Source organism: Streptosporangium sp. NPDC023825 (assembly GCF_040639575.1).
Classification (GTDB): Bacteria; Actinomycetota; Actinomycetes; order Streptosporangiales; family Streptosporangiaceae; genus Streptosporangium.
The window spans coordinates 232,462-246,736 of record NZ_JBFAAE010000007.1; the positions used below are offsets into that span (position 1 = coordinate 232,462).

At 69.0% G+C, this 14,275-nt stretch carries 13 protein-coding genes and 2 tRNA genes; 10 read left to right on the forward strand and 5 right to left on the reverse strand.

Translation table 11 applies throughout. The annotated features are described in order from the left end of the window. The first annotated feature begins 74 nt into the window (after nucleotides 1-74). From AB0G15_RS09685 to AB0G15_RS09695, 3 genes are all read left to right on the forward strand, one after another. Complete coding sequence (locus tag AB0G15_RS09685) at nucleotides 75-860, forward strand: enoyl-CoA hydratase/isomerase family protein (RefSeq protein ID WP_362837084.1); 786 nt, start codon at nucleotides 75-77, stop codon at nucleotides 858-860. 141 nt (nucleotides 861-1,001) lie between these two features. After that, the gene (locus AB0G15_RS09690) at nucleotides 1,002-1,517 is read left to right on the forward strand and encodes a M48 family metallopeptidase (RefSeq protein ID WP_329085638.1); all 516 of its coding nucleotides are present in this window, start codon (nucleotides 1,002-1,004) and stop codon (nucleotides 1,515-1,517) included. A gap of 14 nt (nucleotides 1,518-1,531) precedes the next feature. Continuing rightward, a complete protein-coding gene (locus AB0G15_RS09695) occupies nucleotides 1,532-2,113 on the forward strand; it encodes a hypothetical protein (protein ID WP_362837086.1) in 582 nt (193 codons plus the stop codon). A gap of 161 nt (nucleotides 2,114-2,274) precedes the next feature. Here the strand turns inward: AB0G15_RS09695 and AB0G15_RS09700 are convergent, their stop codons facing one another. The 3 genes from AB0G15_RS09700 to AB0G15_RS09710 all read right to left on the reverse strand — a co-directional run bounded on the left by AB0G15_RS09700 (nucleotide 2,275) and on the right by AB0G15_RS09710 (nucleotide 5,301). Continuing rightward, on the reverse strand, nucleotides 2,275-3,276 hold the full coding sequence (locus AB0G15_RS09700; RefSeq protein ID WP_362837088.1) for an endonuclease/exonuclease/phosphatase family protein: 1,002 nt from the start codon (nucleotides 3,274-3,276) through the stop codon (nucleotides 2,275-2,277). Between the two features lie 160 nt (nucleotides 3,277-3,436). Continuing rightward, on the reverse strand, nucleotides 3,437-3,982 hold the full coding sequence (locus AB0G15_RS09705) for an NUDIX domain-containing protein (protein ID WP_362837090.1): 546 nt from the start codon (nucleotides 3,980-3,982) through the stop codon (nucleotides 3,437-3,439). Further along, nucleotides 3,979-5,301 carry a zinc-dependent metalloprotease gene (locus AB0G15_RS09710; protein ID WP_362837092.1) on the reverse strand — a complete coding sequence of 441 codons (1,323 nt, stop codon included), beginning with the start codon at nucleotides 5,299-5,301 and terminating at the stop codon, nucleotides 3,979-3,981. Before AB0G15_RS09710 ends, AB0G15_RS09705 begins: the two co-directional genes overlap by 4 nt. Before the next feature lie 79 nt (nucleotides 5,302-5,380). On the opposite strand from AB0G15_RS09710, the gene AB0G15_RS09715 reads away from it, so the two are divergent. The 7 genes from AB0G15_RS09715 (at nucleotide 5,381) to AB0G15_RS09745 (ending at nucleotide 12,880) form a co-directional block, all read left to right on the forward strand. Beyond that, nucleotides 5,381-6,454: an NAD-dependent epimerase/dehydratase family protein gene (locus AB0G15_RS09715; protein ID WP_362837104.1), complete on the forward strand. Its 1,074-nt coding sequence runs from the start codon at nucleotides 5,381-5,383 to the stop codon at nucleotides 6,452-6,454. A gap of 189 nt (nucleotides 6,455-6,643) precedes the next feature. Continuing rightward, on the forward strand, nucleotides 6,644-7,069 hold the full coding sequence (locus AB0G15_RS09720) for a molybdenum cofactor biosynthesis protein MoaE (protein WP_362837094.1): 426 nt from the start codon (nucleotides 6,644-6,646) through the stop codon (nucleotides 7,067-7,069). 83 nt (nucleotides 7,070-7,152) lie between these two features. After that, complete coding sequence (locus AB0G15_RS09725) at nucleotides 7,153-8,199, forward strand: PDZ domain-containing protein (protein WP_362837096.1); 1,047 nt, start codon at nucleotides 7,153-7,155, stop codon at nucleotides 8,197-8,199. Between the two features lie 292 nt (nucleotides 8,200-8,491). After that, nucleotides 8,492-11,431 carry a UPF0182 family protein gene (locus tag AB0G15_RS09730; RefSeq protein WP_362837097.1) on the forward strand — a complete coding sequence of 980 codons (2,940 nt, stop codon included), beginning with the start codon at nucleotides 8,492-8,494 and terminating at the stop codon, nucleotides 11,429-11,431. A gap of 74 nt (nucleotides 11,432-11,505) precedes the next feature. Next, nucleotides 11,506-11,579 (forward strand) — tRNA-Met (locus AB0G15_RS09735). A 647-nt stretch (nucleotides 11,580-12,226) separates the two neighbouring features. Continuing rightward, a tRNA-Met gene (locus AB0G15_RS09740) sits at nucleotides 12,227-12,303 on the forward strand. A gap of 148 nt (nucleotides 12,304-12,451) precedes the next feature. Further along, nucleotides 12,452-12,880: a PH domain-containing protein gene (locus AB0G15_RS09745; RefSeq protein WP_362685566.1), complete on the forward strand. Its 429-nt coding sequence runs from the start codon at nucleotides 12,452-12,454 to the stop codon at nucleotides 12,878-12,880. A 137-nt stretch (nucleotides 12,881-13,017) separates the two neighbouring features. On the opposite strand, the gene AB0G15_RS09750 is transcribed toward AB0G15_RS09745, so the two are convergent. Together AB0G15_RS09750 and AB0G15_RS09755 are read right to left on the reverse strand one after the other, a co-directional pair. Then, the gene (locus tag AB0G15_RS09750; RefSeq protein WP_362837098.1) at nucleotides 13,018-13,251 is read right to left on the reverse strand and encodes a hypothetical protein; all 234 of its coding nucleotides are present in this window, start codon (nucleotides 13,249-13,251) and stop codon (nucleotides 13,018-13,020) included. A 53-nt stretch (nucleotides 13,252-13,304) separates the two neighbouring features. After that, nucleotides 13,305-13,715, reverse strand: a complete 411-nt coding sequence (locus AB0G15_RS09755; protein WP_362837099.1) for a hypothetical protein — start codon at nucleotides 13,713-13,715, stop codon at nucleotides 13,305-13,307. Nucleotides 13,716-14,275 lie beyond the last annotated feature (560 nt).

Below are 14,275 nucleotides of genomic sequence, written 5' to 3' on the forward strand. Positions count from 1 at the left end.
GGACCGGAGAGGCAGGCGGGGGCAGGCGGCCCCGGGAAGTGGTGGACGGGAGAGGGTGGGTTACGCTCCCCGGCATGGACGAGCTCTTGGTCGACCGGCGTGACGACGGCGTCGCGGTGCTCACTCTGAACCGCCCCGATCGGCGCAACGCGATGACCGAAGGAATGACCGCCCGTTGGCGGCTGGCCGTCGCCGATCTCGCGGCGGATCGTGCCCTCCGGTGCGTCGTCGTCACCGGGGCGGGAAACGCGTTCTGTTCGGGAGGAGACCTGTCCTGGCTCGCCGAGCGTGCCGCCGAGGGAGTACCCGCACTGCGCGAGCGGATGCTCGGTTTCTACCGGACCTGGCTGGCGATCGCCGACCTGGAGGTGCCGACCATCGCCGCCGTCAACGGCTCGGCCGTCGGAGCGGGACTGTGCCTCGCCCTCGCCTGCGACCTGGTCTACGCCGCCGAGGAGGCCAAGCTGCTCGTCCCCTTCACCTCGCTCGGCCTGCACCCCGGCATGGCGGCGACCTACCTGCTGCCCAGGGTCGCGGGGGTGGGCGTGGCCCGGGAGATGTTGCTCACAGGGCGGACGATGACGGGCGCGGAGGCGGCGCCCGCAGGGTTGGTGACCAGGGCGTTCCCCCGCGAGTCGCTGATGGCCGAGGTGATGGGGATCGCGGCGCGCGCGGCGGCCGGCGCGCCGGTCGCCACCCGGCTCACCAAGATCGCCCTGTCGGGTGGCGGACACGCGGACCTCGACGCCGCGCTGCGCTGGGAATCCCTCGCCCAGCCGGTCACGATGATCTCCGACGACATGCTTGAGGGGCTGGCGGCCCAGAGAGAACGACGGACTCCGCGATTCGGCAACGCATGAGACGGCTGATATCCAGGTTAATTAGATAAGTCACGGTCATAGTTGATCACCCGTGTTGAACAAACGACGAACGGGGATTGACCAGCGGGAACGTGTTCTACCCCCTGGTGTGAATTCGTCATTCTCGGCTACCGTTCATATGTGCCCCCCGAGACAGTCGAGGTCCGCCGCAGTTCTCGCCGCCGGCGGACGGTTTCTGCGTACCGCGACGGCGAGAAAACGATCGTGCTCCTCCCCGCCGGTCTGAGTAGCACCGATGAGGAACAATGGGTGCGCCGTATGCTCGATCGCCTCGCGGCCAAGGAGCAGCGCAGACGTCCCTCCGACGACGATCTCCTCGATCGGGCCGTCGATCTGTCGGCCCGCTACCTGGGCGGGGAGGCGAAGCCGTCGAGCGTGCGCTGGGTGGAGAACCAGCAGCACCGCTGGGGCTCGTGCACCCCTGATCACGGCACCATCAGGATCTCCACGCGGCTGCGGGGCATGCCGTCGTGGGTGGTCGACTACGTGATCATGCATGAGCTCGTCCACCTGCTGGTGCCGAGTCACGGCTCGCGCTTCTGGGCGCTTGTGGAACGCTATCCCAAGGCCGAGCGGGCGCGAGGCTTCCTGGAGGGATTCTCCACGGCGGCTCACGGTTCCGCGGAGGAATGTTGACGGAAGATCGAGTGGTGGCCGTTCTCGTCACGCCCTCCGTGGCGGACGCGGCTCCTCCGGGAGTCGACGCCACCGACTTCCTCACCGCCGTCGCCGAAGACACCTACGAGCTCGTCGCCGGCCTGGACTTCGTCTCTCCCGTCGTGGTGACGAGCGTCCCGGGCATGGAGGAGATCGTCTGGCCGGGCACCCCGGTCGTCGAGATCCCCGATCTTTCCGGCGGCGCCCTGGTCGAGGCCGCCTTCGCGGCCCTGCCGTACGGCGAGCAGGCGGTCCTGCTGAGCGCCGACGCGCCCGACCTGCCCCCGCTGCTCATCGGCAAGCTCTTCCGCGAGCTCGGCAGGGCCAGGATCGCCGTCTGCCCGGACACGGGGGGCGGCACGGTCGCGCTGGCCGCTCATCTGCCCTATCCGGCCTGGGCCGCGGTGGGCTTCGACGACCTCGATCCGATCAAGACACTCCGCGCCTCCGCGCCCGGCAGCCGCATGGTCGCCAGGGGCCCGGGCTGGCACCGCCTGCGCACCCCCGGCGACATCGGCCTCCTCGACCCGGGCCTGGAAGGCTGGGACAACACCCGGGCACTGCTCTCGCCCTGAGTCCTCGGATGATCGAGCGCCTGCTCACCCGTCCCGAAGCGCCCGAGTGCCCGAACCATCTGGGTGCCCGGCCCGTCCGGGTGTCCGGCCCGTTCAAGTGTCCGGGCGGCTCAGGATGGTTCAGGCGGCCCGCGAGACCGGGTGCCCGGGTGACCGGCCCGTCAGAGTGAGGGCAGGCGCAGGTCGGCGAAGACGGCCCGGTGGTCGGTGCCGGGAACGGTGTGCACGCTGACCGCGTTCACTCCCACCCGCCGGTCCGCCACGACGTGGTCGATCGTGATCAGTGCGGGGACGCGCTTGTTGACCGGCCACGTGGGGGTGAGGCCCTCCCCGGCGCTGTCGGCCGCGTCCAGATAGCCGCGGCTCAGGAAACGGCGCATGGCCGCGTGGTCGAGGCTGGCGTTGAAGTCGCCCGCGAGGATGCGGATCGTGTCGGGCGCGGCGGAGGGCAGCGCGTCCAGCGCCGCGGTCCAGTCGTACACCTGCCTGCCCAGCGGCGGGAAGGGATGCACGTCGACGATCTCGACGGGCTTGGCGCCGGGCACGGTCATCAGCGCGGCGGGCATGTTGTGCCCGATCGCCTCGAACAGGTTCTTCCTCGGGGTCAGCGGATACCGCGCGTACAGGCCGCTGCCCCCGGCGCTCCACTCCGGCTCCAGCACCTGGTACGGCATGATCTTCTCCAGCCCGGCCGCCTCCAGCTTCTCGACCATCCCCGGTGTCAGCTCCTGGGTGCTGAGCACATCCGGGTTCAGCCGCCGGACCAGATCCATCACGGCGCCGGGTTCGGCGTGCCCGAACAGCGTGTTGAGCGTCAGCACCCGCAGGGGCGTCCCCGTCACGGCCTCCCCGGAGCGGAAGGCCCTGGGGAGCACGCTGAGGCCGAGCGCCGCGGCGGTGACCAGCGCCACGGCCGTCACCGTCCGGTTGCGGGTCAGCGCGGACAGCAGCACCGGCACGAGCGAGGCCGCGGCCACGTACGGGGTACCGGTCATGAGCTGGGTGGTCAGCGAGTCGCGTTCGAGCCCGGCCACCCGGGCCACCGCCCAGGCGGCGAACGGGGTCACCGCGGCCCAGGCGAGGCTTCTGGGAATCCTCCAGCGGCGTCGCCGCGCCGGCGGCACGATGGTGCCTCCGACGCCTCCGACGCCCCTGTCAGCCACGATGTCCACACTCACAGTGCCCCGATCCGCTCCGTACAGCCTGATGAGGACGAAGATATCCGGGGAAAGGTGAGACAAGCGTAAAACGGTCCAATGCCCTCGGCGCATGCCCCGAACGGCCCGGAACCGGTCGCCGAGCCGCACGAGGCCGAGCGTCCGGTCACGTGGAGCGCAGGACCTCGCGGGCGCGGCGGGCCAGGCGGCGGGTCGCCTCGTCGGAGAGCTCGGGGATCTCCTCCACCGGGAACCAGCGTAGGTCGAGCGACTCGGCGCTGATCACGGCCTCCACGTCGGCGGGGGCGACGGCGCCGTACTCGACGTCGAGATGGCTGCTGTGCGGCGGGTGGCACCAGACCAGGTGCCGGTCGAGCGCGAGCGGGCCCGGCAGCAGCCGCAGTCCCGCGATACCGGACTCCTCGGTGGCCTCACGCAGCGCCACCGCCTCCAGGGAGGCGTCGCCGCGCTCGCAGTGCCCTCCCATGGGCAGCCACATCCCGGCCTTGGGATGCAGCGTCAGCAGCACCCGCTCGCCGTCGTGGGAGAGCACCGCGGTCGTGGCCGTCAGGTGGCCCGGGACGCACTCGCGCCACATGGCGTCGTCATGGGCGTGGAGGTGCTCCAGGAACTCCTTGCGGAGGATCTCCTCCTCCGCCGTGGGTGCGGTCCACCCCGTGAGCACCTCCTTCGCGTCGGCGCGCAGGCTCACACGCCGCCGTCCCGGCCGTCGTCGTCCTTGCGGCCCTTCCCATCGTCGTCGCCGTCCTCGCCCGGGGCGGCCGGAGGCTCCTGCCGCAGGCTCCCCTCCAGGGACGACAGGTCGAGCTCGGGCTCGCCCCGTACGAACCTCTCGGGGTTGTCGAGGTCGTCGGCGGTGGGCATCAGGTCGGGGTGGCTCCAGACCGCGTCGCGGCCGTCGACGCCCCGATCGGCCTCCAGGGCCTGCCACAGGGCGGCGGCCTCGCGCAGGCGGCGGGGCCTGAGTTCGAGGCCGACGAGCGTGGCGAAGGTCTGCTCGGCGGGGCCGCCGGTCGCCCTGCGGCGCCGTACGGTCTCCGACAGCGCGGTCGCCGAGGGGAGTTTGCCGTCCGCGGCGCCGTCCACGACGGTGCCGACCCAGCCCTCGACAAGGGCGAGCATGGTCTCCAGCCGGGACAGGGCGGCCTTCTGCCGCTCGGTCTCCTCGGGCTTGAGCAGGTTGCCGCCGCTCAGCGCCTGCTGGAGCTGCTCGGGGTTGTTGATGTCGAGCCCGCGGAGCTGCTCCTCCAGCGCGGAGGCGTCCACCGTGATGCCCTTGGCGTACTCCTCCACGGCTCCGAGCAGGTGCGCGCGCAGCCACGGCACGTGCTGGAACAGCCGGTGGTGGGCCGCCTCGCGCAGGGCGAGATAGAGGCGGATCTCCTCGGCGGGGGTCTCCAGACCCTGGCTGAACGCCGCGACGCCGCCGGGCAGCAGGGCGGCGTTGTCCGACAGCGGCAGGCCGATGTCGGTGGAGCCGATCACTTCGAGGGCGAGCGAGCCGACGGCCTGGCCGATCTGCTGGCCGACCATCATGCCGCCCATCTGCTTCATCATCCCCATCAGCGGCCCGGCCATGGCCTGTGCCTCCGGGGGCAGACCGGTGGCACTGAGCGTGCCGCTCATGGTCTCGACCATGCGGGCGGCGATCGGGTCACAGAGTTTCTGCCAGACCGGGACGGTCTTCTCGATCCACTCGGAACGGCTCCACGCCTGGGGGTTGCTCACCCCGCTCGGCAGGGAGGTCGCCTCGTTGAGCCATAGATCGGCCAGATTCAGGGCGTCGACGATCTGGCGCCGCTCGCCCTCCATGACACTCGGATCGCCCTCGGCGACCACGACGTGCCGTGCGATGTTCTTCGCCATGTCCCAGTTGACGGGACCTGAGGTCGGCGGAGCGGAGAGCATGTCGGCGAACTGGCGCATTGCCGCTGCGATCTGCTCCGGGTTGCCGAACATGGCGAACGGATTCTCGTTGGGGTCGTTTTCCCGACCTGGCAAGTCAGTCACCGCTCTACCTCGTGCAGGATGGAGGAGTCCACATCCGCCACGTTATCCGTCGCATGGCGGGTCAGTGCAAAGTGAGGACCTGGTGCCTACCTCGAAACGCTCCCGGCCCCCCGTCGTCGCCGTCACCGGCGCCGCCTCGGGCCTAGGCCGTGCCTTCCTCGCGAAGGTCGCCTCGTCTGCGGATTTCCGCAGGGTCGTGGCCATCGACGAGCAGCGTGGCGATGTTCCCGACGTCACCTGGCGGGTCCTCGATGTCCGAGATCCGCTCTTGGCGAACCGCATATCTGATATCGACGTGCTCGTGCATCTGGCGGCCGACTACGCGCTCGACGTCAACCCTGCGGAGCGGCGCGCCTACAATCTGCGAGCGGCCCAGACGGTGCTCACCGCCAGCGCCGCCGCACGGGTGCGGCGGGTCGTGCTGGTCACCAGCGCCATGGTGTACGGCGCCGTTCCCGAGAATCCCGTCCCGCTGCCGGAGGGATCGGCGGTGGCCGCCGAGCCCGACACGGGCATGGTCGGCGACCACCTGGAGATCGAGGCGCTGGCCCGGCGCTCCCTGCGCAGCCATCCCGGTCTCGGCGTGACCGTGGTCCGGCCCGCCGCGGTGGTCGGTCCCGGCGTCGACAGCGTGGTGACCCGGCACTTCGAGGCGCCCAGGCTGCTGACCGTCAAGGGCTGCAGCCCCCGCTGGCAGTTCTGCCACGTGGACGATCTCGTCTCGGCGCTTGAGATGGCGGCGCTGGGCACGGTCTCGGGGGTGGTGGCCGTGGGCGGCGACGGCTGGCTGGAGCAGGAGCAGGTGGAGGAGATCTCCGGACTGCGCCGGCTGGAGCTGCCCGCCGGGCTGACCTTCGGGACCGCCCAGCGCCTGCACCGCCTCGGCGTCACCCCGGCCCCGGCCACCGACCTGCACTACGTCGTCTACCCCTGGGTGGTCGACTGCACCGCGCTGCGCGAGGCCGGATGGAAGCCCCAGTGGAGCAACGAGGCCGCGTTCGAGCAGCTCCTGGAGTTGCGTGAGGGCAAGCACGCCGTCGTGGGCCGCCGCCTGTCCGGCAAGGAGGCCACACTCACCGCGGCCGGCGCCACCGTCGCCGTCCTCGGCACCGCGGCGATCGTCCGTGCCGCCCGCAAGAAGCGCCGCCCCTGACGTCCGCGCGGGACGAACGTTCCGCGATTGGAGTACCGGTTCGTATGAGTTCGTATGGACCGTACGAGTTCGTACGGTCTCGCATCGTCACGTGGGCGTGAAGGACGAGGGGGCGGGGCGACTCGGACGCCTGTCCCCGAGGGGGTGCGCGGCCGGACGCCGTTTTTCCCGGGCGGTACGCTTTGCGGCGTGGATGTCATCCGGTTGCTCGATATTCGCGACAGCGCGCTCTCCGTCGACGAGGTGCTCGCCGCCGTCGGCGACCACGCCGCGGGCGGCACGACCCTCTTCGTCGGCACGGTACGCGAGCAGGATCACGGAAAGCCGGTCACGAGCCTGTCCTACTCGGCGCACCCGAGCGCCGTGGACGAGCTCCGCCGGGTGGCGGAGAAGATCGCCACGGACTTTCCCGTGACCGCCCTGGCCGCCGTCCACCGGGTCGGCGACCTCGAACTCGGCGACATCGCGGTCGTCGTGGCGGTCGCCGCGCCGCACCGGGGTGAGGCGTTCGAGGCCTCCCGCAGGCTGATCGACGACCTCAAGAGCCAGGTTCCCATCTGGAAGAACCAGCTTTTCACCGACGGCTCCTCCGAGTGGGTCGGGGCCTGCGAGTGAGCCCGGCCGGCGGGTGCGCGGCCGTCGGCGCGGCGGCGTCGGGGTGCGGTTTCATGACCTGTCGTACGGCATAGGCTTTGTCCATGTCCCGACGAGCGCTGACTCTCATGGTGGCGGGCTTCCTCACGCTCATGCTCGCGCTGGTCGGCGCCGTGCTGCCGGTGCCGTACGTCGTGCTGAGCCCCGGGCCGACCGAGAACACGATCGGCGACGTCGACGGCAAGCCGGTGATCAGCGTCGAAGGGCGCCAGACGTATCCGACGGAAGGCAAGCTCAGCCTCGTCACCGTCGCCTACCAGGGCGGGCCCGGCACCAGGATCGACCTTTTCAGCGCGCTCAGGGGGTGGATCGATCCCACCATCGCGGTCGTGCCCGAGGAGACGATCTTCCCTCCGACGACCACCGCGAAGGAGGTCGAGCAGCAGAACACCCAGGAGATGACCAACTCCCAGGACGACGCGACCGCGGCGGCGCTGACGGAGTTGAAGATCCCCTACAGCTCGGTCGTGACCGTGGCCTCCACCGAGAAGGGCCTGCCGGCCGACGGGAAGTTCAAGGTCGGAGACGAGATCGTCTCGGTGGACGGCACGCCCGTGTCCGACCGCGAGACCGTCTCCGCCTCCGTCCGCAGGCACAAGCCGGGCGAGCAGGTCAGTTTCATCGTCAAGCGGGGCGCCCAGAGCGTGACCGTCGCCGTCCCGACCGCCGCGGGCAAGGACGGCAACCCCATCGTGGGCATCACCATGCGGATCGGCTACAAGTTCCCCTTCCAGGTCAAGATCAACGTCGGTGACGTCGGCGGGCCGAGCGCGGGGATGATCTTCTCCCTGGGCATCGTCGACAAGCTCACCCCCGGGGCGCTGACCGGCGGCAGGTCCATCGCCGGGACCGGGACGATCACCCCTGAGGGCCAGGTCGGCCCGATCGGCGGCATCCAGCAGAAGATGGTCGGCGCCAGGAAGGCGGGGGCGACGGTCTTCCTCACCCCCGCGGAAAACTGCGCCGAGGCGGTCAAGGCGATCCCGGCCGGCCTCAGGCTGGTCAAGGTCTCGACCCTGCACGAGGCCGTCCAGGCGGTCGACGCGCTCCGCACCGGCTCGGGTTCCGTGCCGAGCTGCCCGGCCGGCTGACCCCGGAACCCGGAACCCGGAACCGCACGGGAAGAGAAGCCCGGAAAGCGGGACGCCACGCCCGATCCACAAAAAGATCAGGTTTTCCGGTCCCGGACCTCGTCGCGGGGCACTCATCAGGCCTCTCGTACGTTGGACCTGTGGACCCGAGACCAGCGGGCGTTGTGGCCGGACCGTGCCCGAAAGGCTGACCGCGACCCAACTCCCGCCGGTGTAGGTTGCCAGACACGGACCGTGCTCTTACGACAAGGGGTTGGCCTTGAGCTTCCGGACCCCCGGAGCCGGCAGGGCAATGCGCTTGCCCCGCCGGCCACGACTGCTAGTTCCCGTCGCGATCGCGCTGGTCGCGATAATCGCGTTGTTCTTCCTCTTTGCCAGTATTTTCACCGATTACCTCTGGTACGACTCGGTCGATTACACGGCCGTCTTCTCCGGCGTGGTCGTCACGCAGATCCTGCTCTTCATCGTCGGCGCGCTGCTGATGGTGGGCATCGTCGGCGGCAACATGCTGATGGCGTACCGGATGCGGCCGATGTTCGGCCCGGGGATGTTCGGCGGCGCCAGCGGCGCCGACCGGTACCGGATGGCCCTCGACCCGCACCGCAAGCTGATCTTCCTGATCGGCGTGGCGGTGCTCGGCCTGTTCTCGGGATCGTCCTTCTCCGGTCAGTGGAAGACCTGGCTGGAATTCGTCAACGCGACGCCGTTCGGCGAGGTCGACCCGCAGTTCAAGATCGACATCTCCTTCTTCATGTTCACCTATCCGTTCATCCGGATGGTGCTGAACTTCCTGTTCGTCGCGGTGGTGCTCTCCGCCCTGCTGGCGGCGATCGTGCACTACCTGTACGGCGGGTTCCGGCTCCAGTCACCCGGCGTGCACGCATCGCGCGGCGCCCGGGCGCATCTGTCGGTGCTGCTCGGCGTCTTCGTGCTGCTGAAGGCGATCGCCTACTGGGTCGACCGGTACGGGCTGGTCTTCTCCGACCGGGGATTCCGGCACGGAGCCTCGTACACCGACGTCAACGCGGTGCTTCCCGCCAAGAGCATCCTGGCGGTCATCGCCCTGATCTGCGCGGTCCTGTTCTTCGCCGGGGTCGTGCGATCCGGCGGAATGCTGCCCGGCGTCGGCTTCGGGCTCCTGGTGCTCTCGGCCATCCTGATCGGCGGGGTCTACCCGGCCCTGGTCGAGCAGTTCCAGGTCAAGCCGAACCAGCAGGGCAAGGAGCAGGAGTACATCAAGCGCAACATCGACGCGACCCGAAAAGCCTACGGCGTCGACAAAGCCGAAGTGATCGACTACACGGCTCAGGGCGACCCGGCCAAGGTCAACGTCACCGCCGACAGTTCCATCTCCGGCGTGCGCCTGCTCGACCCGAGCCTGGTGGCCAAGACCTACCAGCAGAAGCAGCGGATCCGCGGTTACTACGACTTCCACGAGCCGCTCGACGTCGACCGCTACCCCGACGCCAACGGCACGCTGCGCGACACCGTCGTGGCCGTTCGAGAGCTCACGGGACCGCCGGCGGAGCAGAACAACTGGATCAACCGGCACCTCGTCTACACCCACGGCAACGGTTTCGTGGCCGCGCCCGGCAACGAGGTCGACTCCGAGGGCCTGCCCAACTTCGACGCCAAGGACATGCCGGTCACCGGCGCCCTGGTGGACCGGACGAAGCTCAAGGAGTCGCGGATCTACTTCGGCGAGGCGCCCGGCTCGACCGAGTACGTCGTCGTCGGCGGCACCGGCCAGCAGAAGCAGGAGCTCGACTACCCCGAGAGCGGCGGCACCGGCCAGAAGAACACCACCTACGACGGCAAGGGCGGGGTCCCGGTCGGGTCCTTCCTCAACCGGATGCTCTACGCCGCCAAGTACGGCGAGATCAACCTGCTGCTGTCGGGTGACGTCAACGCGAACTCCAAGATCCTCTACGAGCGCAACCCGCAGGCGCGGATCGCCAAGGTGGCGCCGTTCCTGAGCCTGGACGACAACCCCTACCCGGCCATCGTCGGCGGCAGGGTGGTCTGGCTCGCCGACGCGTACACCACGTCCAACGCCTACCCGTACTCCCAGAGCAAGAGCCTGGAGGCGATGACGCGCGACACCATCACCGACCCGCGCCTGGTGGTCCCGCAGCCGCGCGACCAGATCAACTACATGCGTAACTCGGTGAAGGCCGTGGTGGACGCCTACGACGGCACCGTCAGCCTGTACGCCTGGGACGAGAAGGACCCCATCCTGCAGACCTGGCGCAAGGCCTTTCCCGGCGTCATCAAGCCGCAGACGGAGATGTCGACCGAGCTCAAGCAGCACCTCCGCTACCCGGAGGCGCTGTTCAAGGTCCAGCGTGACGTGCTCTCCCAGTACCACATCTCCGATCCGAACGCCTTCTACAGCGGCCAGGACTTCTGGAACGTCCCGAACGACCCGTCGTCGGGCGAGCGCGACATCAAGCAGCCGCCGTACTACCTGTCGGTCAAGATGCCGAAGACCGCGGCGCCGTCGTTCTCGCTGACCACCACGTTCGTGCCGCGCCAGGGGCCCAACCTGGCCGCGTTCATGGCCGTGGACGCCACCCCGGGAGCCGACTACGGGAAGCTGCGCATCCTGCGCATGCCGTCCAACACCACGATCCCCGGGCCCGGCCAGGTACAGAACAACTTCCAGAACAAGTTCTCCGGCGAGCTCAACCTGCTCGGACTCGGCCAGGCGAAGGTCCGCTACGGCAACCTGCTGACCCTGCCGTTCGCCGACGGCCTGGTCTACGTCGAACCGGTCTACGTGGAGATCGCGGCCGCCTCCGGCCAGGAGCCGTACCCGATCCTCCGCCGTGTCCTGGTGGCCTACGGCAGCAAGGTCGGTTCGGCCGACACGCTCAAGGGCGCGCTGGAGCAGGTCTTCGGCGGCGGCACCCAGGCGGCGCCACAGGAGGAGGCCAAGCCGGGCGAGGCAAAGCCGGCGGAGGAGGCCAAGCCCGCCACCGCGCTGGCCCAGGCCATCGACGAGGCACAGGCGGCGTACGACAAGGCGCAGAAGGCCCTCCAGGAGACCCCGCCGGACTGGGTCGACTACGGCAACGCCCAGAAGGAGCTCCAGGCGGCGCTGTCGAAGCTGAAGGGCACCGAGGCGACGACGGGCGCCACCCCCACCCCGTCGCCCTCGCCGACGGGAACCCCGGCACCGTCGGCGACACCGTCCGCCACACCGGTCCCGTCGGTCACACCGAGTCCCTAGGAGACACCTGAGGGCCCAGCGCTATTCGATTCGCGTCCACCACCAAAGCCGGGTATGGTTAAGACATACACCGACGCGGGGTGGAGCAGCTCGGTAGCTCGCTGGGCTCATAACCCAGAGGTCGCAGGTTCAAATCCTGTCCCCGCTACAAGAGAAGGCCCCGGTCGCCGGAAACGGCGACCGGGGCCTTTGTGTTGTCGCTTCTTCCCGGAAAGACCGGTTCTTCCCTCAAAAGGGCTCTCCGTCGAAAACCCGCTTCCGGCGAAGACCGGACGCATGTCTCGTGAAACTTGCCCGCACCGGTGGGTATGCGAATCCACGACACGATCCCCATCCGAGGTCGTCCCGGCCTCGCGGCGCTCGTCATCGGTCCTGCAGAGGGGTGGAAGGGGGCGGACCTCCGGGCCGCGTTCCCGGCTTCACGGAGGCACTGAGCCCGCACCGCACGGGTGCCCCGCCCGTCTGCCCCTCCCGTCCACCTGCTCGGGCTCATCCGGTCGGTGGCCGCGGCGCCGCTCTGGCGCCCCGGCCGCTGCTCGGCCGGCGCCGCCCTCTCCATCGATGGTCTCGTGCTCGGTGGTTTCGCGCAGTCGACGACCGGTGGCGCGGACATCACCGTCATTCGCGTGCCTGGGGCACTCGGGCTCGTCGCCCGCGCCGTGGCCCCGCTGACCTGGGCGATCATCCCGCGGTCCGAGCTCTCGCGGACGGGACGGCGCGGGGCACGCCACCCCGCGTTCCCGCACCGATTTGCAGCCGGAGGGGGATTCCGGATATTGTTCAAACACACACCGACGCGGGGTGGAGCAGCTCGGTAGCTCGCTGGGCTCATAACCCAGAGGTCGCAGGTTCAAATCCTGTCCCCGCTACCAAACGAAAGGCCCTGATCTTCAAGATCAGGGCCTTTCGCATTTCCGGCAGCCGGAACACGCTTTTCTGCGCCGGGGCATCACACCGCCGTAAGCGCGGCGGGCGAGAGGTACTCCGAAAGAGGCCGAGTCCGAGAGGTAACGTGCCGCTGTGGCCGAAACGTCCGAACCTGTCCTGCGCTGGCGCGTGCGCCGCGACCTCCTCATCATGAAGATCGTCGCCGCGCTCGCCTTCGCGGTGCTCACGGTGTCGACCCTCGGCGACCTTCGAGGCGCGATCCTGGCGGGTGTCGCGTCCGCGGTCCTGGCGGTCCTGGCGGTGCGCGACGTCCTCGCTCCGGTACGGCTGACCGCCGACGGAGAGGGCCTCGTCGTGGTGAAGGGCTTCGCCGGATCCGAACGGGTGCCGTGGAGATCCGTCGAACGCATCCGGGTGGACACGCGGACCCGCTTCACCTCGCGCACGGAACTCCTGGAGATCGACACGGGGGAGGGCATTCACCTCCTCAGCCGATTCGACCTGGGGGTGCCGTGCCGGGAGGTGGCCGACGAACTCCGCTCGTTCCGGACGGGTTCGTAGCCTCTCCGGGCTCCACCGGACCGGCCGAAGGGCCGGGCTCCCGCGGGCCGTCACCGGCCATGCCTTCGGGGCACCGCCACGGGCCGGGACCCGGCGCCGGTCGGCGGCCGCCGGGGCTCGGCCCGCGATGACGTTCGTCAGGCTCGCACCCTCACCCGGCGATGTCTCGGGACGAAACTGGGCTTGGTACGGCGTATCAGCAGACTCGCCTTGTAGAGAGCCCAGCAGGTGAGGAAGGTCCCGAAGGAGACCTGCCCGATCCACGTCCACGCCGGGGTCTCGACGGCCGCGAACATCACTACACCGGTCCAGACAAAGCCGAAGACGCCCACGAGGGTCGCCGCAGCCCAATTCAGCCCTCGCTGCAACATGCCTGGAGTCTTACAGATCTTGGTTCAAGGCCAGGTCAATGACGCGGAACGCCTCATCGTGGGAGGCTACGGCTTGTGCCGGCACACCTCCGCGCGCGAGACCCGCCGGTGCCCATCGGGGTGGCCCCGAGAGGGGTCTCCTCGAGGCAGGCCAGCAACGCCGCCGCGGTATGAGCGTCGGCGAGGATCCGGTTCACCTCGTCCTCGGATGTCGGGAGCTGGCCACGCTTGGCGAGCTCGTCGGTGAGGAAGGTCAACGGCTCCGGATAGCCGGCCGCCTCCGCGGCGACCGTCGCCCGAGCCGCGGTGAGGAGACGCAGATAGTAGGCGCGGAGGGTCGCCTCTCTCATACGTGCGTCTTCAAGGTCGTTCAGCAGAGACCTGGCAACCCTCAGTAGGTCACCTGGATGGTCGGCCTCCGCGTTGATGTGCGCGCGGATGTCGTCGAACTCCGAGCGGGTCATGGTGCTCACCTCCACGGCGGAGTCAGGATCCTGACCCTCGCGCCTACTTCGTATCCAGAGTCGATTGCGAATGGCTTGACGTCTGGTTGCGCGCTTCGACTTCCTATGACTGTTTGGGACGCGCGAGTCTCCGGGATGGTTGGCAAGTTGTCTCTGTGACGTGAGAGTCCTGGTAGTGTTCTTTCCGCAGGGCAACGAAGTCCCAGGTTTAAACCTCCTGAGGCGGACGAATTGCCCAGCAAAACCCTCTCTGATCCCGGCAAATCGGGCGTGTCCGCACGATTGGACAACGACCGGATGTTGGAGTAAGTTAGAGGGGTTGCCCTGGAAACGGGGCAGTCGCAATCCTAGCGGGTTCGGCGGGATCGAGTCGAGAGTCGGAAATCCGACAGTTTGACACGAAACCGGCACTCCTGATAAGATAGTGACACGAAATGGAACGCCCCGGAGTTGTGGCCGGACCGCTTGGTCGGGTCAGGGCGATGGTGTACGCGTCCGTTTCTTGAGAACTCAACAGTGTGTTAAAAGCCAGTGCATGAAGCACAATCCCGTCCAACCCA